The sequence below is a fragment of the Lactobacillus delbrueckii subsp. delbrueckii DSM 20074 = JCM 1012 genome (genome assembly GCF_001433875.1).
GTDB lineage: Bacteria > Bacillota > Bacilli > Lactobacillales > Lactobacillaceae > Lactobacillus > Lactobacillus delbrueckii.
In genome coordinates, this window is record NZ_AZCR01000019.1 from 1 (window position 1) to 23,249 (window position 23,249).

The window sequence follows — 23,249 nt, forward strand, 5'->3', positions numbered from 1 at the left end:
CGCATTTACCGGCGTAGATAGTCAAAATCTACCAGATGTTATGGTAAGTGTTCAATTTATTCTTGCAATTGGCGATTATTTGAATTTCACCGAATATTATGTCAAAATTGAGTAAGCATGATTGGCGTTGACTAATAAGAAAAAGGCGCTATAATAATCTTATTGTAAAATTTATTTTGTAAATTCATTCACTTAAAAGAGAGCCTTAAGATGAAACAAGACGTACTTTACCAAATCTTGACCACTGCTGAAGACTGCCAGACAGTCAGCGATATCGCTAAGAAGCTTTTTCTGAGCCAGCCATATGTCAGCCAGGTTTTGAGCAAGGCAGAAAAGAAATACAATGTCGTTCTCCTGGAAAGAAGAACCCTGCCGATTGAACTGACTGAAGCCGGCCGGACCCTTTGCGACGGCTTAGCCAAGCTGCACAGCGACCAGATGAAGATCGAACAGGACCTGCGTCGCTTCACTGAAGAAGAGCAGTCCTACATCAAGATCGGTTTCTCCCCGATCTGGGCACCAGGCGAAAGCAGGAAGATCATCCCCGTTCTGCAAAAGCAGTTTGAAACCACCCGCTTTGAACTGGTCAAGACCTTCTCTATCAACTCTGCCAAGCGTTTGATCGACAACCGGATGGTTGACATCTACCTGGGGCCGCTCCTGCGGGGGGAAAACTTGAAGAACTTCTTCCTCTTCCAGCCTCGGATCTTCTTGATCATCCCTGAAACCAGCAAACTTTACCAAGAAGGCAAGCGGTACGTTCCGTTCAGCCAGCAGCTCTTGATGGACCTCAGCGAAGAAAAGATGGTTTCCTTAAGCGATGACTCCGGCTTCCAAAAGGCCGTTGACCACCTGCTTGAAGACCAAAACCTCTCCGTTAACAAGAGTATCAAGGTCAACGACTACGAAGTCGCCCTGCAAATGGCAGTCGGCGGTTTGGGCTGGACGGCAACTTTGGAATACATGCTGCCGGACCTGGACCCAGACCTTAAGTACAACCAGGTTGAACTTCCTCACACCTTGATCCAGTCAGACAACGGTTTGACCATCCACATGGACTCCAACGACCGGGCCAAGGAAGTTGCCCAGGTGATGACCAGACTGATGAAGGATGACCTGGTTGCCCGCAAGCTGATCAAGGAATAAGAGCAGAAATTTAAAAATATGCAGACAAAAAACGAGCCAGCTGGCTCGTTTTTTTATTGGCATTTGACTATTAAAAACTATTTTTCTTTCTTCTTGGCCCGGAATTCCCGCCGCCATTCTTTGTGACTAAACGCGGCATAAACCAAGATGGCTAAAGCCGTCAAGAGTGAAATCAGCAGGCCGCTTCGCAATCCCGGCGTCCGGTAAATCAGGCGGACGCGGTGCTTGCCTGCTGGCATTTTGAAGCCGACAAAGGCCGTGTTGGTCTTAATTACCTTGACTGCCTTGCCGTCAACCGTAGCCGTCCAGCCGTTTGAATAAGGGATGGTCGAAGTAACAACACCGGCTTTCTTGCTAGTAAAGAGGCCGGTCAGCTGGTTTTGCGCGAGTTTCAGCTGCTTGACCCCCTGCTTTTGAATCTGCCGCACTTCTTTCGTGTATTCTTGATTCAAAGGAATTGCTACAACTTTGATCTTGAAGCGGTAGGTCCCCAGCTTTGAAGGCTGGAATGTCAGACTATTGGGCAGAGTCTGGTAAGTGCCCATGTTCATGACCGCGCTGTCGATCAGGCGGTAAAAAGAAGTCATATCCTGGCTTCTCTGCACAATTGTTTCACTGGCCTTCTTCCCCGTTACAGTCAGCTTGTAGCTGGGGTCTGGTGAACCGGCCAGAAGGTGGTAGCGCCAGTACTTGTAGCGGGTCGCCCGCTCATTAAAGGTCTGCCCGGCCAGGTCGGCCTCCTGCTTGGCCTTCTTCAGCTCCAAGTCCAGCTGCTGGCTTAAAGTGAAAGGCTGGTAGGAAATCTGGCTGATCTCGACATGCAGCTCGCTTTTGCCCAGTTTGGCCTTTTCTTTATCTGACAAGTGCAGCTTCAACTTGTAGCTGGCATCAGAGTTCGTATAGGTCAATTTATTCTTGCTCAGCTTCTTGCCACTGGCATCGACCAGGCTGGCCTTGATGGTCTTGACCCCGGTCAATTTCGCGGCTTTAAGGCCAACCCCCTTGACCACCACCCCGCTGGCCAGAGCCCGCTCTTTTTGGCTCGCTGACAGTTTTTGGTAGCGGCTGGGGCTAATTACCTTATAGCTTAGCCAAAGCAGCGGGAAGGCCTCTGTGGTCTTGTAGAGCTCGGCCTGGTAGACAGACTCTTGATTTTGATCTTTTTTCTCCTTGCCAGCAGCGATCAGGTCGTAAGTCCCTGGCACCTTGCTACCGTTTACTGAGTATTTTTGGTTAAAAATATAGCGGACGCCTAGGAAATTGTTCAATATCGTCCGGTCATCAAGCTGGTGGAAGGGAATGTTGTTGTCATACTGCAGGTTGCCCAGGTCGGTCGAGAACTGACCCAGGTACTGGTTCTGGATGGAATAGTAAGATGACACGTTGGCCAGGCCGCTGGTCAAGTCGTTAAACAGCTTCTTCTGGCTGACAAACTGGTTATTTGACACCGTGTTGATCCGGTAAAAGCCGGCCGGCAGGATATGGTTCAAGCCGCCATAGCGGTCTTCCGCGATTTGCTCATATTCCCCCCTGACCAGCATTTTGGCCGCAAAGTTGCCATTGTATGGAAGAGCCGCGTACAGGGCGTTAAAGGCCAAGTTAGCCGCTACAGTAAGCAGTAATTCTCGCTTTAAAGCCCGTCCTTCGTTGACCAGGTAGCTAGCCCCCAGACTGAGCAAGAGGAAGATGACTGGCAAGAAGAGCTTGTAGTCATTTTCCAAAAAGGACATGGCGACCAGGTAGACCAGGTAGATCCCGCTGGTGGTAAAAATCAGCCGTATCTCCTTTTGACTGACCGCCTGCTCACTGATGGCCTTGACAAAGACCATCACGCTGAAGGCAAAAGGCAGGTACAAGAGCAGAGTCCAGCGGTTTGACGCTGACATCCCCCCGTTAAAAACTGCCCCGACTGCCGGGATCAAGAGCATGACTGCCCCTAATAACAGAGAAGCAGCGACCAGCCGGTACTTGCGCCAGTTACTGAAGAGGTAGACCAGGGCCGGCAGGATGATGCTGGCCAGGCCCAAGGCTGACCAGAACATCAACTTCCAGTTGTCCCCGTCAATCAGTTCCTTTGGCAAAAGCAAGTAGTAGTAGGCCGGATAAAAGGTCAAGCCATTGGCAAACTGCGATCCGGTCCGGGTGGAGTTGACCACGGCCAAAAGTTCCGGCAAAAGCAGGCCGGCTGACAGAAGGACCGCTCCTAAACTGGCAAAGAAGAGCTTCTTAATTGTTGGCCAGAAAGGAATCTTTTTCCAATAAGCCAGGCCCCAACGCAAAAACAGGTAAATGATTGCCCCCAGGCCCAGGACAAAGGCCAGGTAATAGTTGCTGACCAGCATCCAGACAAAGACCCCGAATAAGGGCCAGGCGCTGCCCCCCTGCAAGAGTCGCTCCAGCTGGACCACGATCAAGGGAAAAAGAATAAAGGTCGTGGTGAACATCGGCTGGGCCAGGGCCGCGTACAGCAGGTAGGCATTGACCATGTAGACACCGCTGCCAATCAAGACAACACCGTCTTTAAAGTCAAAATGACGGGCAAAATAAACAAAGGCCAAGCCCACGAAGTACAGGCGCAACAGCAGGATCAGCTGGTAGGCAAAGACCAGGTGGCTGGTCGGAAATAAAAGGGCCAGATAGGCAAAGACGTCACCAATCGTATAGTAAGAAAAGACTGAAAACAGGTCACTGCCCAGGCCCATGGTCCAGGACCATTCAGCTGGCCCCTGGCTTAAGTGGCGCAGGAAACTGAACACGTACTCCCGGTACTTGACCAGCAAGGGCAGGTGCTGGTTGGCCGTGTCAGTGTTCCAGATCAGGCTATGGCCTGTAACCAAGTAAGGTCCAAAAACACAGGCCGCCAAAAAAAGGAAGAAGACCGAGTACTTCCAGTAGACGGCCCGGTCACGCTTTTTGTTAAAGCTGAATTGCAAAATCATCCCTCCAAAATGTTTAATGGTCTATCTTTTTATTCTACCGCTTTTCTTCCCTGCCAGCTAAAAGGCTAAAAAATATTAAAAAAGAAAAATGACCAGCAAAAGCTGGTCATCATCCAAAATTCTAATTTCTCAACTGTTCGTAAAGATCCTGCATTTCCTGGTCATCTGGCACAAGCTTCAAGTACTTTTCTAGCAATTGCCGGGCCAGATCGCCATGGGCGCTCTCTTGAGCAAAGGAGATTATTCCCCGCAAGAAGGCAGGACTGGTCTGCAGGCTCTGGTAGGCCAAGAGATATTCCTGCAGGGCCTGGTCATATTTTTCCATTTCCTGGTAGGACCGGGCCATGTTCCAGTGGGCCTGGGGCTCCAGATCGCTGTCAGCCAGAGCAGTAAACAAGGCCAAGGAGTCCTCTGCCCGCCCCTGGGCTAAGTAGAGGTCGCTCAGCAAGAGGCGGAAGCTGGAATTGTCCGGGTTGACCTCAAGGCCCCGCTGCAAGAGGTCCTCAGCATCCTCAGCCTTGCCTAATTTGGCAGCTGCCCTAGCCCCAGTCAGGTAAAGCTCTTCATCCAACTCATTGTAGCCCAGGCCCGTCTGAGCGGCAAAGAGGGCTTCTTCTGGGTTGTCTTCTTCCTGGTAGGCCTTGGCCAGGAAAGGATAAGCGTTAACGTAGTCAGGGCTTTGCTTAATGACATCATCAAGGAAGGAAATGGCCTTGTCAAACTGGCCGGCCTCTTCCATGATTACCCCGGCTTGGTACTTGGCGTCGATGTCCAGGAGGTCTTCTTTATGGTCATTGATAAAAGCAGCTGCTTCTTCATACCGGCCCAGTTTAGCCAGGGTCTGGAAGACCCGCTGGTTAAGATTGACTTCCCCGAACATGGTCTGTCTTTGCCGCAAGTCCTGGTACAGAGGCAGGGCCTGGTCGTTCAAGTCGCTCATGTAGTCCAGTTCCGCCAGGCCAAAAGTAATGGCATCTTCATCCGGGGCCTGCTGCCGGGCCTTCTCCATCTTGGCCCGTGCCGTTTCGATCAGGCCCTCGCTTTGGTAGTAGTCAGCCTGGACCAGGAGGCTTTCCAGATAGGCATCTGAATCAGCCGGCACATTGTAAAGCAGGGTCAAGCCATCGTCCTCTGCTCCGTCATTGAGGAGGATTTCGGCCAGGTAGACCTTGAAGAGGTCTTCATTGGGAAAATCAGCGATCAAGCTGCGGTAGACTTCCTTGGCCAGGTCGGTAAAGCCCAGGTCGGTCAGGTTTTCCGCCAGAGACGCCAGGATCTCCGGATCATCGTTTTCCAGGGCCTGCTTCAAGAGGGCGCGGCTCTCGCTGAAACGGTGACCTTGAATCGCGTCCAACAATTGTTCAGAATATGTCATCTTTGTCCTCACTTTCTGCTTACTATTGTACCGTAACTAGTCAGCTAAATAAGTTTTTTGCCCAAACAAAAAAACGCCAGAATTACCGGCGTTTCTTTATTTTAAAGCGCGTCAATTACTTAACAGCGTCCTTAAGAGCCTTACCTGGCTTAAATGCAGGAACCTTGCTTGCTGGAATTTCAATTTCAGCACCAGTTTGTGGGTTGCGGCCCTTGCGAGCTGCACGGTCACGTACTTCGAAAGTGCCGAAGCCGATCAGTTGCACCTTTTCGCCCTTAGCCAAGTCTTCTTGGATTGCTTCGAAAACCGCGTCAACAGCTTCTGAAACGTCCTTCTTAGTCAACTTAGTCTTTGCAGCTACTTCTGAAACTAATTCTGCCTTATTTGCCATGTGGAATTCACCTCCTATAAATTAGACGCGAGTCTAATCACTTCATTTCTCTTGTAGAAATGAGGGACACTGAGCGCTTGCTGCATTCAATTAATTCCCTGCTCTCTAAAATATCACAAGAACGTTGTCCCTACAAGGCTTTTAACCCGCGGCTTAGCACTTTTTCAAGAGAATGTCACAAATTGAAAAAGAAAAGCCCGGTCCTACTTCCGCTTACGCGGCAGGATCTTGATCGGGGTCCCGGTGAAGTCGAAATTCTCCCGCAGCTGGTTGATCAAAAAGCGCTGGTAGGAGAAGTGCATCAGTTCTGGATCGTTGCAGAAAATAACGAAAGTCGGCGGATTGGTCTTGACCTGGGTCATGTAGTAGACCCGTAGCCGCTTGCCCTTGACCATCGGCGCCGGCACCAAGCGGCTGGCTTCCAGGAGCAGGTCGTTTAAGACGGATGACTGGATCCGCTGGTTCTTGTTCTCGTAAACTTCCTTGACCATCTTTGGCAATTGGTCGATGTTCTTGCCGGTCTTGGCCGAAACAAAGACAATTGGGGCATAGTCCAGGTAGGAGAATTCTTCTCGGATCACCGCTTCAAAGTCCTTGCCGGATGAAGAGTCCTTCTTCGGCAAGTCCCACTTGTTGACAGCGATAATCATCCCCAGGCCCGCTTCATGGGCGTAGCCGGCCACGTGCTTGTCCTGCTCTCTGATCCCGGTGCTGGCATCCAGGACCAGGATGGCCACGTCTGACCGTTCCATGGCGCTCATCGCCCGCATGACGGAGTACTTTTCAGTCTTCTCATAGACCTTGCCCCGCCGTCTGATCCCGGCTGTGTCAACAACCCGGAACTTGGTTCCATCCTTGACGAATGGCGTGTCAATGGCGTCTCTGGTCGTCCCTTCTTCGTTGGCCACAATCACCCGTTCTTCGCCCAACAGGCGGTTGACGATGGATGACTTGCCCACGTTTGGCCGGCCGATCACGCTGAAGGAGATAACCCCTTCTTCGGTCTTTTCGGCATCGGCCGGGAAGTTCTTGACTACTTCGTCCAGCAGGTCACCGATCCCCGTCCCGTGGGAACCGGAAACCGGGATTGGGTCGCCCAAGCCCAAGCTGTAGAAGTCATAGATATCGGTCCGCTGCTCAGGGTTGTCTGCCTTGTTAACGGCCAAAAGAACTGGCTTATCGGCCCGGTAGAGCAGGTGGGCGATCCGTTCATCCAGACTGGTCACCCCCTGGCTGGCATCGGCCAGCATGACGATGACGTCGGCCTCTTCAATAGCGATTTCCGCCTGGGCCCGGATTTCTTCGTCAATCGTACTGTCTTCCCAGGTAATCCCCCCGGTGTCGATGATGCTGAACTGGTGGCCCATCCAGCTGGCCCGGGCATAGTTCCGGTCCCGGGTCACGCCTGGCCGGTCTTCCACGATCGCCACCCGTTCATTGATAATCCGGTTGAACAGAGTTGACTTGCCCACGTTTGGCCGCCCTACGATGGCAACAATTGGTAATGGCATCTTTTCACCTCTTTTGCTTTCTATTGATTATTGTCAAACAAAAAGACCGACCAACGGTCGGTCTTTTTAGTGCTGATTAACGGTTCTTAAGTTGGTCACCGATCATGTCACCAAGCGAGAAGCCGTTGTCGTCGTTGTTCATGTACTTGCGAGCAAATGCATCGTTGTTTGATGAACGACGTGCGCGAGGTCTGTCGTTTGATGAAGAAGCGTTCTCTGGATCAGCTTGCTTAATTGACAGGGAGATTCTTCTTTTACTTGGGTCAATGTTAAGAACCTTAACCTTGACCTTTTGACCTACAGTCAAGACGTCGCTTGGCTTGTCAACGTGCTTGTATGAAATTTCTGAAACGTGTACCAAGCCTTGGATGCCGTCAGCAACTTCAACAAAGGCACCGAAGTTGGTCAAAGACTTAACTTCGCCTTCAATTACATCGCCTTCGTTCAAGCTTGAAGTAGCTTGTTCGAATGGGGATGGTTCAGTTTGCTTGATTGACAGGGAGATACGGTGACGGTCATTGTCGATGCCAATAACCTTAACCTTAACATCTTGGCCAACCTTCAAGACGTCGCTTGGCTTGTCAACGTGCTTGTATGAAATTTCTGAGATGTGTACCAAACCGTCAACGCCGCCGATATCAACGAATGAACCAAAGTTGGTCAAGCGTGATACCCGGCCTTCAACTACGTCGCCGACAACCAGTTGTGAAGCAACGTTTTCAAAGGCTTGTTCGCGTTCTTCTTCGATCAGTTCCTTGTGGGAAAGGATCAGACGGTTCTTAGCCGGGTCGATTTCAGTAATCTTAACCTTGATAGTCTTACCGATGTAAGGCTTAAGGTCTGAAACGAAGCGGGTTGAGATCAAGCTTGCTGGCAAGAAGCCGCGGGTGCCGACATCAACGAGCAAACCACCGCGAACTGATGAAGTAACCTTACCTTCGATAGTCTTGCCTTCTTCGAAGTCCTTTTGCAACTTGTCGTAAGCTTCACGTTCCTTAACGCGGGTTACTGAGAAGAAAAATTCACCGTTTTCCTTGTCACCGCCTGCACGACGAACTACGTAAACCTTGAAGGTATCACCTAACTTAACTTCGTCACGCAAGTTGACACTACGGTCGTTGGTGAAATCACGGCGAGTGATTACACCTTCAACGCCGGCGCCTTGAACACCAACGTTAATTTGGCCATCTTCAACGCTCAAAACGCTAACGTCAACGATGTCGCCTGCCTTAACTTCTCGCATTTGAGCAAGAGCATCTAAAAATTGATTATTTTCTGACATAAATACAAAATGCCTCCCTGTTTATTCGTTCTCTATTTTACCAAAAAATAGATGAATTTGCTACTATTTTACCAGACTTTTTTTGAATTTACTTGCTGGTATTTGTTTTTTTAGCAATTTCGGCCAAAATAGCGGCAACAACCTGGTCAATCGTTAAATTAGTTGAATCGATTTCGATTGCATCCGCTGCCTTCTTCAAAGGTGAAACTTCACGGTGGGAGTCAAGGTAGTCCCGCTTGGCGATATCAGCTTCGATTTCCTCAACCGTCTGCTTGGCATCAATCCCCTTTTCCTGCCAGTCCAAAAGCCGTCTTTCTGCTCTAGACCGGGCGCTGGCAACCAGGAAGATCTTGACTTCAGCCTCAGGCAAAACCGTGGTCCCGATGTCGCGTCCGTCCATGATCACGTTGGTTGACCCGGCAAGTTTTCTTTGTAAGTCAACCATCTTGCTTCTGACCCCCGGCAGAGCTGAGACCTGGGAGACATTAGCCGTGATTTCCGGGGTCCGGATTTCCAAAGACACGTCTTCCCCGGCTACCAGAACCTTCTGGCCGCTTTCGCCGGGCTCTAAAACGATGCCGTCTTCGTCGATCGCCTTTAAAATCCCGGCTTCATCCCCATAGTCCAGGCCGTGCTTGCGGGCGATAAAAGTACATGCCCGGTACATAGCACCCGTGTCGATATAAACGAATGACAGCTTATTGGCCACAATCTTGGCCACCGTGCTCTTACCTGCTGAAGCAGGTCCATCAATTGCTACTTGCATAACATCAAAATGAAGCGACTCGTATCGCTTCAATCCTTTCCAATAAATTCAGCTATTTGGCTTGCTTGATCTTCAGTTTCTGACCAACTGCCAGGGTTGAGCTGGTATCCAGACCATTTTGCTCAGCCAGCTCTTCGGCGCTTATGCCGTACTTCTGGGCGATCGCGGCCCAGCTGTCGCCGGCCTTGACCACGTAAGTCTTGACCTTGGGAGCAGGCTTGGCCTTGCTAGTCTTTTCAGCGGCCGGCTTGGGCTTAGCCTGCTCTTTCTTTGCTTGCGGAACGGCGTAGTCACTGTTTTGACTGGTGATCAGCGGCACGGCTGCCAAGGCCATCATAACCGCGATCAAGAGGGCCGTCCACCACGGCGCCTGCTTGTTCTTGCGCTCTTCTCTGACCGCTTGCTGGCAGGCCAGACGAGACAAGGGCTTTTGGGCATTTTGATCCATCTAGCTTCCCCCTTTAAGCTTACATTTTAACATAAAACCAGGTGCTAATTGAAAAGAAAGGGCCTTCCTTAAGGAAAGCCTCATCTAATATTTTATTTGTCTTTTCGCATTAGTACTTGCTGGAAACGCTGAAGTGCTTGATCACGAATGGCTTGATCGTCTTTAAGACAGATTCAAAGAGGATGTAGACCACAACTGAGTTGATGGCCCCCTTGATCAAGTTGAATGGGACGATGATGTCCATGATGTAGCTGGACATGCTTGGAATGTGCAGCATCTTGCCCAGGTAAGTCTGTTCAGTAAAAGTGAGCAGCTGAGCGTAGCTCATGTGCATCCCAGCTGCCTGCGGCACTGAAGTGTAGGCGTAAACCGGAGTCAAGAGGAACTGGTTGGTCAAAGCCATGACCACCGTCAATGACAAAACGCCCAAAAGCAGGCCCAGGGCCGGTAGCAGGTAGCCCTTCAGGCTCTTTCTGTCTTCTTCCTTGACTGAGCCAGCCAAGAAGTAAAATGGCAGGGCAAAGGCCATTGAAGCCAGGAAGGCAGCCAGTTCACCGACCAGTGACGGGAGGGCAAAGCCGGCAAAGATCAAGGACAAGAGGCACTTGATCGCGGCTACGGCCACCCCACCGCCGATGCCGAAGATAAAGGTGGTAATGACCACGATGACGTCTGAGAAGTCCATCTTCAAAAAGCTGACACCCGGCATGATCGGGAATTCAAACTTCATAACCACAAAGGCGATGGCCCCGATCATGGCATAAGCGAGCCAGTTGCTGACTGATTTATCTGTCCGTTTGTTAGTAGCTTCCATATTAACATACCTCCATTAAAAAAGTCCGTTGCCTCGAAGAGCAACAGACCTTTCTTAGTAAGCATGCTTATTATTCCAGCGTCTGCCTTCTTCCATCTAGACTATAACTATCGGTAGCTTTACAGCATTCAACCACTCGCGTGGCTCGCGGACTTGCACCGCCGGTCGGGATTTTCACCCTGCCCCGAAGACAACTTGTATTTTTTTGATTACGTTTACATTCTAATCCACTTGCTTGAGTCTGTCAACTTCTTTGTGGTTTAATTCCCGGTACTGTCCGGATGTAAGGCCTTGCAAGTCCAGGAAGGAGTAGCGTTCTCTGGACAATTTGTCAACCAGGTGATTGACAGCTTTAAACATTTCCTTGACCTGGTGGTAGTGGCCTTCATGGATGGTCAGCTGGACGATCTGGGTCTGGGCCCGGGGATTGGTCTTCAAAACCTTGACTCGGGCCGGCTTGGTCTTGTAGCGGCCGATCTGGACCCCCTTCTTCAAGGCCTTGATTTCATCTGGCTGCAGAATGCCCTTGATCTTAGCCACGTAGACCTTGTCAACTTCGTTTCTCGGGTGCATGAGCAGGTTGGCCAGTTCCCCGTCATTGGTCATCAAGAGCAGGCCGGAAGTGTCGTAGTCCAAGCGGCCAACCGGGTAAAGGCGGTATGGCAAATCTGTAAAGTAGTCTGCCACCGTCTTGCGGCCCTTGTTATCCTTAACCGCGGAGATCACGCCCCGGGGTTTGTAAAAGAGATAAGTATGGTGGCTTTCTCTTTCAATCGGCTGGTTGTCAACAACAACTTGTTCAATCGAGCTGACCTTGGTCCCCAGCTTGGTTACCACTTGCCCGTCGACTCTGACCCGGCCGGCCAGGATCATTTTTTCTGCTTCTCTTCTGGAAGCGATCCCCGCCTGGGCGATCACTTTTTGCAAACGTTCTTCCGCCATTATAAATCCTCCATCTTCTGCAATGCTTTATCGGCCGTGCCGTTTTCGGCAAACAGGTCTACCTGGCCGTCGGCATCAAAGCTGCTGTCTTCAAAATTCTCAATTACCGGCAGATCCGCCAGGGACTTGTAGCCAAAGTACTGGAGAAAATAATCGGTCGTCACGTACAGCTTGGGGTGGCCCGGGGCGTCCTTAACCCCCTGGGCCTTGACCAGGCCCCGCCAAACCAGGGTCTGCAGGGCACCAGAAGAGTTGACCCCCCGGATTTCATCGATCTCAATTCTGGTAATCGGCTGCCGGTAGGCCACGATCGCCAGAATTTCCAAGGCTGACTGGCTGATATTCTTGGTCAGGTCCTTATTGAAATAGGCTTCCACCAGGTCACTGACTTCCCCGCTGGTCGTTAATTTATATTCGTCGTTGATTTCCAAAAGCTGCAGGCCGCAGTCCGGATCACTGGCCAGTTTTTCCTGCAGCCTTTTGGCCAGACTCTCAATTTCCGGGTCCGCCAGCTGCAGCAGGTCCCGCAGCTGCTCTTTCTTGATCCCGCCGTCGCCGGCCACATAAAGGAGGGCTTGCAGCTGGGCTATTTTACTCGTCATGCTTGCTCCTTTCTATTTCCAAGTCGCCAAAGCGGCGCTTTTGCCTAACTTTCAAGTACTGGTCCTTGGCCAGTTCCAAAATTGCCAAAAAAAGGCCAACCAGGTCGGCCAGGCTTTCCACCTGGTCAGTCAAGGCAAAAAAGCTGACCCGGCCCTGCTGCTCTAAAACTTCCTTTAGCCAGGCAATCATTTCCTGGATCGGCCGGCCAGTCAAGGTCACCTGGGCATGGTCGTTCCTTTTCTTAAAGCGGCGCATAGCCAAAATAAAGCTGGCCGTGAGGTCCTGCTGGCTGATTTGCCCTAAAGGCAGGGGCTGAACCTTGGCCCCTACAGCCACGCTGGGCTCCTTGGCGGCCAAAACTGGTACCTCGTCATTTCTGACCTTGAAGTAGGCCGAAATCTTTTTAAAGACGGAATACTGAACCAGTTGCTCAACCAGTTCTTCCCGGGGGTCGGCAAATTCTTCTTCTGTCTCGACAAAGTCGTTTTTCGGCAGCAGATACTGGGACTTGATCCGTAGCAAGGTTGCCGCCATCACGAAATATTCCCCGGCTAGTTGCAGGTTCAGCCGCTGCATCTTCTGGAGGTAGTCCAAGTACTGCTGGGTAATCCGGGCAATCGGGATGTCATAGATGTCTAATTCCTGCGACCGAATCAGATGGAGCAAAAGGTCCAGGGGGCCTTCAAAATTCGGCAGCTCAATGGTCATGCCTTCATTCATCATTGTTCAAGTACTTCATCAAATAGGTATATTCCGGAACCGTCATTACTTTCTGCTTGCCAGCTTCCTGGGCCAGTTCCCGCATGATTTCCGAAAAATGCTCATCGTCCCGGAAACCCGGTGCTAAAGACAAATAGCGCAGGACCAGGCAGCCGACCCCGGTCTCGCAGCCCGCCAGGCCGACGATGTTTTGATCCTCGTCCCGGTAAAGGTAGAGCTGGTGGGCCGGGTCTTCAGCGTAGAGCTGCATCTCTTCCTTCAAATTCTGCAGGTTCTTGAAATCCGGCAGATAGGACAAGAGACCCATGGCGACTTTTTCATAATCTTTCTTATATGGTACTAGCATATGATCACCTCTAAATGCGGGGATGGGTCTTTTGGTAGACGTCCAGGATATGCTTCTGGGTCAGATTAGTATAGATTTGGGTCGTGGAAATGTCTGTATGGCCCAGGATTTCCTGCACCACTCGCAAATCCGCCCCATGCTCCAGCAAATGGGTCGCGAAGCTGTGGCGGAGGGTGTGGGGAGTCACATCCTTAGCAATGCCGGCCTGCTGGCAGTACTTCTTGATCTTCTGCCAGACAGCCTGCCGGGTCAATTGCCCGCCCCGGCTGTTTAAGAACAGGTAGTCGCTGCTCTTGCCCCGCTTTAAAAGCTGCTGGTCCCTGACAGGCAGATAACGCTTAATCCAGTCTAAGGCCAGGGCGCTCACCGGAATAAGCCGTTCCTTACTCCCCTTGCCCAGGACTTTGATCAGCTGCAGGTCGGCATGGACATCGGCTAATTGCAAGTTGACTGCTTCGCTGACCCGCATCCCCGTCGCGTAAAGCAGTTCCACAAGGGCCCGGTCGCGGATTCCTAAATCCGTAGTCAGATCTGGCTGCTCTAAGAGCTTGCCCACTTCAGCCTCAGTCAAAGCCAAAGGCATCCGCTTCTCCCGCTTGGGAGCATCGATCTGGCTCATGGGGTCCAGGGCGATCAGCTGCTGGCGGACCAGCCACTGGTAAAAACGGCTCAGGGTCGACACCAGCCGGCTGATAGAGCTGTTAGCCTTGCCCAAGTCCCGCTCTTTAGCTAAAAAAGCATCAATTTCCACGGCTTCCAGCGGCCAAGCGGGCATCTGCTCTTCTTTGACAAAGGCCAGAAACTCCAGCAAATCCTGATGGTAGGCCGCGATGGTATTCGGACTGAGTCCCCGCTCAATCTGACTATAGCGCAGATAATCGTTTATCTGCTCAGCGAGCTTATTCATCCGCCTCATCCTTAATCAGCTTGATCGTGCCGGCTTCCTTGTCCTGGCTGACCAGGCCCCGCTTGATCAAGTTGCCTAAGGCCCGCTTAAAGGCAGACTTGGAGATGCCAAAATAGTCCTTGATGGCCTGGGCCTCGCTCTTATCGCTAAATGGCAGGGTCTTGTCGCCCTTGCGGCGCAAAGACATCATGATCATAGCCGCGTCATCGTCAATTTCTTCAAAAGACCGGGGCAAAACGCTCATGTTCAAGCGGCCATACTGGCTGACCCCGATTACCCGGGCCTTGACTTCCTCACCCAGCCGCAGCGGCTGCTGCATTTGAGATTCATGGATGAAGCCCAAATAGTAGTCATTGGTCAAAACAAAGCAACCCAGGGACTTGCTGGAGTATACCCGGGCCAGCAGGTTCTTGTTGACCAGGTTGTTGGGGAAACGGACAGCGATTTGGTCAAAGACGTTTTCGTCAGCGGCCTTGGCCCAGATCCGGTCCTTGTCATCAGTTTCCAGCCGCACCAAAAGGCGGTCATCCTTTTGCGGCCAGCGGGCCGGGTCAAGTGGCAGGTCGTCCAGGGACATAACTATATCCTTATCGGGCAAGCCAATGTCCAAAAAGACCCCCAGACCCCGCTGGACCCTGGTAACCGTGGCCCAGCCGTATTGGTCAGCCTGGGCAAAAGGCAGGAACTGGGTCATTTCCCGTTCATGTTTTTGGTTATCATAAATAAATCCCGTGATTTGCCCGCCAATTTCCGGCGTCTCTTCCTGGGTGATTTCTTCTTTCTTCAATTTGAACGTTAAGCCGTCAATCTGCACGAAATAGGCTTCAGCGTTGCTGTCAATGATTTTACCGGTCCGGATTTCTCCAAGCATAGTCTGCCTCCAACTTTACATAATTCTAACACTAGTATACGGGAACAAAGAAAGAAAATAAAGCAATTAACAATAGTTTTTCTGCCAGTTCGCTGATTTTTTTCAATTCACGCATAGTTTTCTCTATTTTAAAGCAAGTTTTGACCAAGTTCTTTAATTAATCTAGGTAATCAACGAAAAGGAGGCTTACATGACCAAGAAAAAACACCTTTACGAAGTTGACCTGATGCGCTGCTTCTTTATGTTCGGCGTCGTGCTCAACCACGTGGCCAGCACATTTGCCGCAGCTTTAGGCAACAAGGCGACCCCTGCCGGCCGCTTTTTAGTATCAACCCACTTGATCCTGCACTTTCCCCGCTTCGGCTTTATGTTCATCACCGGCCTGGTTCTCTTTTTAGGCTACTGGGGCCGGCCTGAAAAACAAAACTGGCCGGTCTTCTGGAAAAAGCGCTATATCGGCAGCGGTATTCCCTACCTCTTCTGGAACGGCCTCTTTTTGGCCTTTCTCTTGCTGACCAGCGGCTCTTTTAGCTGGAACAAGTGGCTGACCGGCTGGCTGGAAGCCATCAGCAAGGGCAGCCAGTTCTACTTCAGTCCACCCTCCTGCGCCTAATCGCCGGCCTGGAAGCACCGACAGCCGGGGAAATCACCATGAACGGACAAAAATTGGCCTCAACCAGCAGGCCCAGGTCATGTTCCAAGATGATCGCCTTTTGCCTTGAAAGACCGTCCTGGGTAACCTGCTCATGACCGGCAATGACCCGCCCTTTTAGCCCGGGTGGTCCTGGAAGAATACGCTGACGCCTACCCGGCCACCCTGTCCGGGGGGCAGAGACAAAGAGCTGCTTTAGCCAGAGTCCTCCTGTCCTCTCCCCAGCTCCTGCTTTTGGACAACCCCCTCGGAGCCCTTGATGCCTTGACCAGATCCAAGATGCATGAGCTCATCCTCCAGGTCTGCAAGAAAGAGGGCATCACCACAGTGCTCGTTACCCACGACGTCCGGGAAGCCACCATCATGACCAACAAGATCTGGGTCATAAAAGCGCTTTTTCCTCCCTGTTAAACAGCCCATATCGGTCTTCTAAGGTCGGCTATGCTTTTTGGGTAGATTAAGTTTGCAGACGATTTAAAGCGGCTCAGCAGTTTAAAATACCTCTTCTGCCTTAGCTATATTCAAGGCAATCATTAAAGAAAGCAGAGAAAAAATTGGCAAAGAAAAAGAGCTCAATCGATTGATTGAACTCTTTCTTCTGTGGTTGTCAGACTTGCAATCCTAGATTACAGGTTTGAAACTTCACCTTGGTAAATTGCGCCGCGACGTGCGTCAACAGTCAAAGTTGAGCCGTCAGCGATCTTTGAAGTTGCGTCAGCAGCACCGACAACAACTGGAATGCCGAGTGATACGCCGACAACAGCTGCGTGGCTGGTCAAGCCGGAAGATTCAACGATCATACCGCTGGCCTTCTTGATAGCTGGCATGTAGTCCTTGTCAGTAGTCTTAGCTACCAGGATGTCGCCTTCGTGAACCTTATTGTTGGCTTCTTCAGCGCTGTTCGCAACAACAGCCTTGCCGATAACTGAGCCAGTGCCTACGCCCAAACCTTGAGCAAGTTGGTTGCCGATGATTTGCAGCTTCATCAAGTTAGTAGTACCTGATTGGCCGAATGGTACGCCGGCAACGATGATTACCAGGTCGCCATCCTTAACGAAACCGTGTTCCTTAGCTACGCGGGCAGCTTCTTCGAACATTTCGTCAGTGTTTGAAGGTCGCTTTGCCAAAACTGGTTCAACGCCCCAAACGATACCCAATGAGTGTTGGATCTTTTCGTCGAAAGTCAAGGCAACGATGGTTGCGTCTGGACGGTACTTGGAGATCATACGAGCTGTGTAGCCGGAGCTAGTAGCAGTGATGATAGTCTTAACGCCCAGTTCTTGAGCAGTGCGGACAACTGATTCGCCGATAGCTTCAGTAACGTTTGAGCCCTTGTATTCTTCAAAGCGTTGCAGAGCCAGAGTGTTCCGGGTGTCCATTTCCTTTTCAGTCCGAACATTGATGTCGTGCATAGCTTGAACTGATTCTACTGGGTACAAACCGTTTGCTGATTCTCCTGACAGCATAGTTGCGTCAGTACCGTCAAGAACGGCGTTAGCAACGTCAGTTACTTCGGCACGGGTTGGACGTGGGTTTTCTTGCATTGAGTCCAGCATTTGAGTAGCAGTGATAACTGGCTTGCCCAAAGCGTTGCACTTCTTGATCAAAGTCTTTTGAACAAATGGCACGTTGATGAATGGGATTTCAACACCCATGTCACCACGGGCAACCATCAAACCATCTGAAACTTGCAAGATTTCGTCGATGTTGTCAATACCTTCTTGTGATTCAATCTTTGGGAAGATCTTAACGTATGGTGCGTTAGCTTCTTCGCAAAGTGCGCGAATGTCAAGAACGTCTTGAGCCTTACGTACAAAAGAAGCAAAGATGAAGTTAATACCGTGCTTCAAACCAAAGCGGATGTCGTCAGCGTCCTTTTCAGTAATCCCTGGGAGGCGGATTTCAACACCTGGAGCGTTAACACCCTTCTTTGAGCCGATAACACCAGTGTTTTGAGCTTCACAAATCAATTCGCGCTTTTCTTCGTCCTTGGCCTTGATAGTCAAACCAACAGCACCGTCGTCGATCAATACAGTGCCGCCTACGTGAGTGTCGTCGAACAGACCTGGGTAGGTAACGTGGATCATGTCCTTGTTGCCGGCCTTAGTTGCGTCCATTGACACGCGGATTTCGTCACCAGTGTTGATAGTGAACTTGCCGCCTTCTTGGTCAGTGGTTCTGATTTCAGCACCCTTGGTGTCCAAAGCGATACCCAAAAGCTTGCCAGTCTTCTTTTCAACTTCACGAACCATGTTCATTCTTGCCAAGTGTTCTTCGTGGTCGCCGTGTGAGAAGTTGAAACGGAATACGTTTGCGCCTGCTTCGGCTAACTTGGTAATAGTTTCAATATCGTTTGAAGCTGGTCCTAAAGTACTAACAATCTTCGTTTTTTTCATCTTGAAAAAATCTCCCTAAATCAAAAACTATAAAAATAACTATCTTGATAAATCTGCGTTGAGCTTTAACAAGTCATAGTCACCTTTGTGAGACTCATCAAATAAATCAAGGATGTCGTGTGAAGTAACCTTGCCGTTTTCAATGCCGACAGCCAGGCCGCCCTTGCCTTCCAAAAGAAGGTGAACGGCTTCGCTGCCCAGCTTGGAAGCCAGCACCCGGTCAGAAACAGTTGGCGTGCCACCCCGCTGCATGTGACCCAAAACATTGGCCCGGACGTCGAAGTCACCATGCTTCTTCAGTTCAGCCATGAATTGGTCAGCAGTCATTACGCCTTCAGCAACGACTACCACACCGTGGTCCTTACCGCTTTCCTGGGCTTGCTTGAGCCGGTTGGCGATTTCTTCGACATCATATGGTCTTTCAGGAATGACGATCGCGTCCGCCCCGCAGGCTACGCCGACGCGCATAGCGATGTCACCACAGTTGCGGCCCATTACGTTGACAATGAAGACCCGGTGGTGGCTGGAAGCAGTGTCACGGATCTTGTCGATCGCGTCCATTGCCGTCATGCAGGCCGTGTCATAGCCGATCGTGGCATCCGTGTAAGGGATGTCGTTGTCGATCGTGCCTGGCAGGCCAATTGAGTTGAAGCCGTGGCGGGTCAGCTGCAGGGCGCCATGGTAGGAACCATTCCCACCAATAACGACAACAGCATCGATGCCGTGCTTCTTCAATTGTTCAATACCAGCCAGCTGTCCTTCTTCTTCTGCAAATTCAGGATAACGCGCAGAGTAGAGGAAGGTACCGGAAACATTGATCAAATGGGCTACGTCTTCACTTTCCAATGGGGAAATGTCGCCCGCAACCAAACCTGCAAAACCGTATCTGATACCGAAAACTTCCAAACCGTTCGCGATCGCGACTCTGGTTACGGCTCTTACGGCTGCATTCATACCAGGGGCGTCACCGCCGCTAGTCAAAATACCAATCCGTTTCATGAATTCACCTCATCATGATTTAAATTGTGTAATATCTCACATCACATAAATCATAACATTTTTCCCGCATAAAGTCTTGTAAAATCTGGTTTAAATTCGATTTTTTCAGACTTTCGACCTGTTAGGGCTTACAAATCCCAGCCTGGCGTTTATTATTTATTTCACTAGGAGAGATTTTTTTCAAAAAAGCAAATTGGTCAAGTCGTTTTCAGCGCAAATTTACCTGCTTCATGTCCCAAATTTTGAAGTCCAGGCTCTCTCTTTGGCCTAAAGCTTCCAGCTTGAGCAGGTAGTAGTCATTTACCTGTAAATTCAAAGTTAATTTGGCCAGTTCCCCGGCAAAAAGCCAGCACCTGTAGCGGCCGGAAGAATCAGCCAGAATCAAAGTCGCCATCTTCCGTCCCCGCTTGTCTTCCTGGTAGCGGACAGCCAAAAGCTTGGCCAGTGCCAGGCCCCTTTCTTTAACCTGGAAGTCGCCTAAGCGCTTGGTCCGGTAGTGCTGGTCAAAATAGCGCTCAAGAGCCAGGTCCTTAGGCTTGACGGTAACCGGCTTGACTTCTTCAGCCTGCTCGAGCTGCTTTAAGTCCAAAAGGCGCAAATCCTGCAAGATCAGCTGGTAGCCCCGGCTGTCCTTTTGGTCTTCTTTTTTGTCAACTTGCAGGAGGTAGACGGCGTTTTCTTTCAGAATTTGGGCAAAGCGGCGGTACTGGCTGGTAAAAATGGTCACCTTCTCGCTGGTCTGTCCGTCGCTAAAGACGGCGTTGCTACCTAACTCACCGGCCCGGGCTCCCCGCTTGACCCGCCAGTTGTTTTTCTTAATGAACTGGGCAAGCACCTGCCCGGTCTCGTTTAAGGCAAGACCAGCAAAAGGCTTGGCCCCATAACGCTTGGCCAGGGCCTTGCCGGCAATTTCCAGGGGAGATGCCGTTACGGCAAAGCCCATGGCTCTTTCTTCCATAGCCACCTTTTCTGCTGCCGTCGGCATTGGCACGTTTTCTTCCTTGGCGGCTAAAAAGTCCTGCAAGACCAGGCTTTTTTGCGACAAGCGGGCAGTATTGAGCATGTTGCCGCAGTTGACCAAAAGACTGGCCCGGTTGGGACTGACTTGGTCAAAGAGGCCGGCTTCGATCAAGGGGACCAGCTGCTTTTCTTTCAACTCCTTGGTATCTAGCTGCCGCAAAAAAGCCGGGAAGCTGGTTACTGGCCGTTTTAGGGCCAGAAGCTGGTCCAAAAAGGCCGGCGTAATCCCCATAATGTCCTTTAAGCCCAGGTAGATCCGGCCTTCAAACAAGCGGGCCTCTGCCTGGCTCAAGTTGATGTCGGGCCCGAGGATCTCAACGCCGGCCTTTCTGGCCTGGCGGATGATGGCCCCTTTTTCCTTGCCCCGGCTGGCCCGGAGCTTTTCCAAGTAGAACTCCCTAGGGAAATGGACGGACAAGAAGGCCTGCCAGTAGGCCAAAAGGGCATAGGCGACGGCGTGGGAGTGGTTGAAGCCGTAGTTGGCGAAAGGCTCGATTAAGGCGTAGACTGCCTCGGCGGCTTGCCGGCTGTGTCCCTTTCTGACAGCGCCAGCGACAAACTTGCCCTTTTCTTCGGCTAAAAGGCCAGCCTGCTTTTTGGAAATCGCGTTCCGGAAGACGTCAGCCTCCGCCAGGCTGAAGCCCGCGAAAATCCGGGCCGTCTGCATGACCTGCTCCTGGTAGACGAAAATACCATAGGTCGGTCCCAGGACTTCTTTTAAGCTGGGGTCAGGATACTGAACCGGGCTGGTCCCGTTTCTCCGGGCGACATACAAGGGGATGCTGGCGATCGGGCCCGGCCGGTAAAGGGCCACGGCGACGGACAAGTCGTCAAAAGTCCGGGGCTGGATTTTTCTTAAGACCTCCTGCATCCCGCTGGAATTAAACTGGAAAATCTGCTGGGTCTCCCCGCGGGCAAAAAGGCGCAAAGTATCCGGATCATCCAGGGGCAGCCGAGTCAAATCCAGGGGGCCGCTGGACTTTTGAATCTCTGCTAAAACGCCTTCCAAAAGTTCCAAATTGTCCAGGGTCAGAAAGTCGATCTTTAAGAGACCATACTTTTCAACGTACTTTTTGGTCTGCTCAACCGTCCACAGAGGGGCTTCTTTCCCAGTCATCAAGCCGATCTGCCTGGATAGGGGCTCTTCACTGATGACCAGGCCGGGAGCGTGGGTGCCCGTGTCTTCCGGCAGCCCTTCCAGCCTTGCGGCGGTTTGATAAAGAAGGCGGGTCAAGGGACTGGCAGCGACCAGGGCCTTAAATTCAGCCTGCTGGCCAGCTTCGGCCAAAGTTTTGGCTGCCCCCATGGCCTGCTTGAGGCGGGCGATAGCCGGCAGGGTTAAGCCAAAGACCTGGCCGGTCCGCTCAAGGACGCTTTTGGCCTTCATGGTCGTCAAGGCTAAAATCCGGGCCACCAGGTCAGAGCCCTCGCCAAAGCGGGCTTTAGCACCGTATTTTTCCTGCACGTAAGCAAAAGCCAGCTTTCGTCCGCTCGTGGTAAAGTCCAGGTCGATGTCGGGCATGTCGGCCCGGGCGGGGTTTAAGAAGCGCTCAAAGAGCAGGTCGTATTTTAAGGGGTCAATTTGGGTAATGCCTAAAGCATAGGCTACCAAGGACCCGGCAGCTGACCCCCGGCCCGGGCCGACCAGGGCGCCTCTTTGCCGGCAGTAATTGACGATGTCGCTGACGATCAAAAAGTAGTCAGCAAAGCCCATCTGCTGGATGACGGCCAGTTCCTTTTGCAAGCGGGCGTGGTAAATTCCCTGCCTAAGGCCTAATTTTTCCAGGCCGGCAAAAGCCAGCTTTTCCAAATATTGGTCGGAAGAAAGTCCTGTTGCTTGTGGAAAGACCGGCAGCTGTGGCTCCTTAAAAGGAATCTTAGCATGGCAGCTGGCCGCGATTTTGCCGCTGTTGGCCAAAGCTTCTTCTAAGCCCATTTCCCGGCAGGCATCTTCCAGGACAGGCGCGGGCCGCAGCCAATGTGACCCCTGCCCCTCCGCCATCAAGGTCAGTTCATGCTTATCCAGGACCCGTCTTTCCTTAATGGCCTGCAGGACCTTGCAAAGAAACTGGTCGCCCGGGTCTAAGTAGCGGACGTCCTCAACAACCGTGATGGGCAAGGCTGAAATTTCTGCCAGCTTTTTGACATAGGCATCATAAGCGGCCGCGGATTCAGCCGGGTAAACGCCTAAGTATAAAGGTAGGCCTTTTGGCAAAAAGGCCTGGAGCTTTTTAACATATTCCTCACCACTGTTCCTCAGTTTATTAAGCTGGCGCAGTTCGCTGGTCAGCCCGGCCGGCACGATCACGGTCAAGTCAGACAATTCAGGCAGGTCAGCCAGGCTAGGCGCCGAGCCGGCAAGGTCGCCAGAAGCGATATTTAAAAAGCTGGACAAGCGCATCAGGGACTGGTAGCCTTTTTGACTTTGAGCCAAAAAGACCAGGTCATATTCTGCTTCTTCCAATTCGATTCCCTTAAAGCGGCCCTGCAGGCCCAAAAGGGGCTTGATCCCTGCTTTTACGGCTTCCTGGTAAAAGTCGGCCAGGCCAAAAGTTACATTGATGTCCGTCAGTGCCACGGCGCTATAACCCCGCTCTTTTGCCCCCTGGACCAGGTCAGCCGTTTTCATTGGACTGGCCAGAATGGTATTGGCCGAAATCGTCTGCAATGCTGCTATGTTCACCTTGCTCGCCCTGCCTTTCGCTTTTTGCTAGTTATTTTAATTATAGCAAAGTTCTTTTTCCACCAATTGAATTTGCTTGCCGATTCTGGTAAAATGCAGAGCGAAAGAAGGAAGATACTATGGGACGTTACATTGTTTGCATCGTCTGGGGGATGATTTATACTTTCATCATCGGCTTCATCGGAGCCCCTCTGACCCAGAGCACGTATAACCCTGTTACCTTGTTGATCGTCGGTGCCGTATTTGGCCTGCTGTTCTCTTTGATTATTCCAAAGATCACGGCCAAGTCATACAATGACGACTCCGCGTGCAACAAATAAAACAGAAGACCACAGTGGCTAGCCTAACCGGCTAGCCCTTTTTCTACTCTAAGTCAAGTGTTATCAACGATTTTAGGCAATTTTATTTTGAAATAAGAGCTCGATCGGGAAATGACTC

Annotated in this window: 21 protein-coding genes and 1 riboswitch; of the genes, 4 read left to right on the forward strand and 17 right to left on the reverse strand. The window is 51.2% G+C overall.

The features are described 5' to 3' along the window. Positions 1-210: 210 nt before the first annotated feature. Complete coding sequence (locus FD23_RS04310) at positions 211-1,146, forward strand: LysR family transcriptional regulator (protein ID WP_025895775.1); 936 nt, start codon at positions 211-213, stop codon at positions 1,144-1,146. A gap of 77 nt (positions 1,147-1,223) precedes the next feature. Here the strand turns inward: FD23_RS04310 and FD23_RS04315 are convergent, their stop codons facing one another. The 14 genes from FD23_RS04315 to FD23_RS04380 all read right to left on the reverse strand — a co-directional run bounded on the left by FD23_RS04315 (position 1,224) and on the right by FD23_RS04380 (position 15,061). After that, positions 1,224-4,085 carry a YfhO family protein gene (locus FD23_RS04315; RefSeq protein ID WP_052933632.1) on the reverse strand — a complete coding sequence of 954 codons (2,862 nt, stop codon included), beginning with the start codon at positions 4,083-4,085 and terminating at the stop codon, positions 1,224-1,226. A gap of 121 nt (positions 4,086-4,206) precedes the next feature. Further along, positions 4,207-5,460 carry a tetratricopeptide repeat protein gene (locus tag FD23_RS04320; protein WP_052933631.1) on the reverse strand — a complete coding sequence of 418 codons (1,254 nt, stop codon included), beginning with the start codon at positions 5,458-5,460 and terminating at the stop codon, positions 4,207-4,209. 115 nt (positions 5,461-5,575) lie between these two features. Further along, on the reverse strand, positions 5,576-5,851 hold the full coding sequence (locus FD23_RS04325) for an HU family DNA-binding protein (RefSeq protein WP_002877566.1): 276 nt from the start codon (positions 5,849-5,851) through the stop codon (positions 5,576-5,578). 203 nt (positions 5,852-6,054) lie between these two features. Next, positions 6,055-7,362, reverse strand: a complete 1,308-nt coding sequence (gene der, locus FD23_RS04330) for a ribosome biogenesis GTPase Der (RefSeq protein ID WP_025895772.1) — start codon at positions 7,360-7,362, stop codon at positions 6,055-6,057. A gap of 76 nt (positions 7,363-7,438) precedes the next feature. Beyond that, positions 7,439-8,644 (reverse strand): 30S ribosomal protein S1, encoded by a 1,206-nt coding sequence (gene rpsA / locus FD23_RS04335; RefSeq protein WP_025895771.1) that lies wholly within the window; start codon positions 8,642-8,644, stop codon positions 7,439-7,441. An 88-nt stretch (positions 8,645-8,732) separates the two neighbouring features. Beyond that, positions 8,733-9,410, reverse strand: a complete 678-nt coding sequence (gene cmk / locus FD23_RS04340; RefSeq protein WP_052933630.1) for a (d)CMP kinase — start codon at positions 9,408-9,410, stop codon at positions 8,733-8,735. A 52-nt stretch (positions 9,411-9,462) separates the two neighbouring features. Continuing rightward, positions 9,463-9,858 (reverse strand): LysM peptidoglycan-binding domain-containing protein, encoded by a 396-nt coding sequence (locus FD23_RS04345; protein WP_025895768.1) that lies wholly within the window; start codon positions 9,856-9,858, stop codon positions 9,463-9,465. Positions 9,859-9,967: 109 nt separating this feature from the next. After that, positions 9,968-10,672 (reverse strand): ECF transporter S component, encoded by a 705-nt coding sequence (locus tag FD23_RS04350; protein ID WP_025895767.1) that lies wholly within the window; start codon positions 10,670-10,672, stop codon positions 9,968-9,970. 80 nt (positions 10,673-10,752) lie between these two features. Then, a riboswitch (FMN riboswitch) is annotated at positions 10,753-10,868 on the reverse strand. Positions 10,869-10,894: 26 nt separating this feature from the next. Beyond that, positions 10,895-11,614 (reverse strand): pseudouridine synthase, encoded by a 720-nt coding sequence (locus FD23_RS04355; RefSeq protein WP_002877577.1) that lies wholly within the window; start codon positions 11,612-11,614, stop codon positions 10,895-10,897. After that, on the reverse strand, positions 11,614-12,216 hold the full coding sequence (scpB, locus tag FD23_RS04360) for an SMC-Scp complex subunit ScpB (protein WP_013439396.1): 603 nt from the start codon (positions 12,214-12,216) through the stop codon (positions 11,614-11,616). Before scpB ends, FD23_RS04355 begins: the two co-directional genes overlap by 1 nt. After that, complete coding sequence (locus tag FD23_RS04365) at positions 12,206-12,940, reverse strand: segregation and condensation protein A (protein WP_025895763.1); 735 nt, start codon at positions 12,938-12,940, stop codon at positions 12,206-12,208. Before FD23_RS04365 ends, scpB begins: the two co-directional genes overlap by 11 nt. Beyond that, entirely contained in the window at positions 12,930-13,283 is a 354-nt protein-coding gene (locus tag FD23_RS04370) for a hypothetical protein (protein WP_002877582.1), read from the reverse strand. The genes FD23_RS04365 and FD23_RS04370 overlap by 11 nt, the downstream gene beginning before the upstream one ends. Before the next feature lie 10 nt (positions 13,284-13,293). Next, positions 13,294-14,190: a site-specific tyrosine recombinase XerD gene (gene xerD, locus FD23_RS04375; protein WP_002877591.1), complete on the reverse strand. Its 897-nt coding sequence runs from the start codon at positions 14,188-14,190 to the stop codon at positions 13,294-13,296. Beyond that, on the reverse strand, positions 14,183-15,061 hold the full coding sequence (locus FD23_RS04380) for a CvfB family protein (RefSeq protein WP_003617625.1): 879 nt from the start codon (positions 15,059-15,061) through the stop codon (positions 14,183-14,185). The genes xerD and FD23_RS04380 overlap by 8 nt, the downstream gene beginning before the upstream one ends. A gap of 190 nt (positions 15,062-15,251) precedes the next feature. Here FD23_RS04380 and FD23_RS04385 point away from each other — a divergent pair, with 190 nt between their 5' ends. Beyond that, complete coding sequence (locus tag FD23_RS04385) at positions 15,252-15,674, forward strand: acyltransferase family protein (protein WP_003617623.1); 423 nt, start codon at positions 15,252-15,254, stop codon at positions 15,672-15,674. A gap of 165 nt (positions 15,675-15,839) precedes the next feature. Then, positions 15,840-16,124: an ATP-binding cassette domain-containing protein gene (locus FD23_RS10365; protein WP_230844810.1), complete on the forward strand. Its 285-nt coding sequence runs from the start codon at positions 15,840-15,842 to the stop codon at positions 16,122-16,124. 215 nt (positions 16,125-16,339) lie between these two features. Here the strand turns inward: FD23_RS10365 and pyk are convergent, their stop codons facing one another. From pyk to dnaE, 3 genes are all read right to left on the reverse strand, one after another. Beyond that, the gene (gene pyk / locus FD23_RS04395; protein WP_025895759.1) at positions 16,340-18,109 is read right to left on the reverse strand and encodes a pyruvate kinase; all 1,770 of its coding nucleotides are present in this window, start codon (positions 18,107-18,109) and stop codon (positions 16,340-16,342) included. A 39-nt stretch (positions 18,110-18,148) separates the two neighbouring features. Then, on the reverse strand, positions 18,149-19,108 hold the full coding sequence (gene pfkA, locus FD23_RS04400; protein ID WP_052933629.1) for a 6-phosphofructokinase: 960 nt from the start codon (positions 19,106-19,108) through the stop codon (positions 18,149-18,151). A 208-nt stretch (positions 19,109-19,316) separates the two neighbouring features. Beyond that, the gene (gene dnaE, locus FD23_RS04405; RefSeq protein ID WP_230844809.1) at positions 19,317-22,811 is read right to left on the reverse strand and encodes a DNA polymerase III subunit alpha; all 3,495 of its coding nucleotides are present in this window, start codon (positions 22,809-22,811) and stop codon (positions 19,317-19,319) included. A 119-nt stretch (positions 22,812-22,930) separates the two neighbouring features. Between dnaE and FD23_RS04410 the strand changes: the two genes are divergently transcribed. Next, positions 22,931-23,131 (forward strand): YjzD family protein, encoded by a 201-nt coding sequence (locus FD23_RS04410; protein ID WP_025895758.1) that lies wholly within the window; start codon positions 22,931-22,933, stop codon positions 23,129-23,131. Positions 23,132-23,249 lie beyond the last annotated feature (118 nt).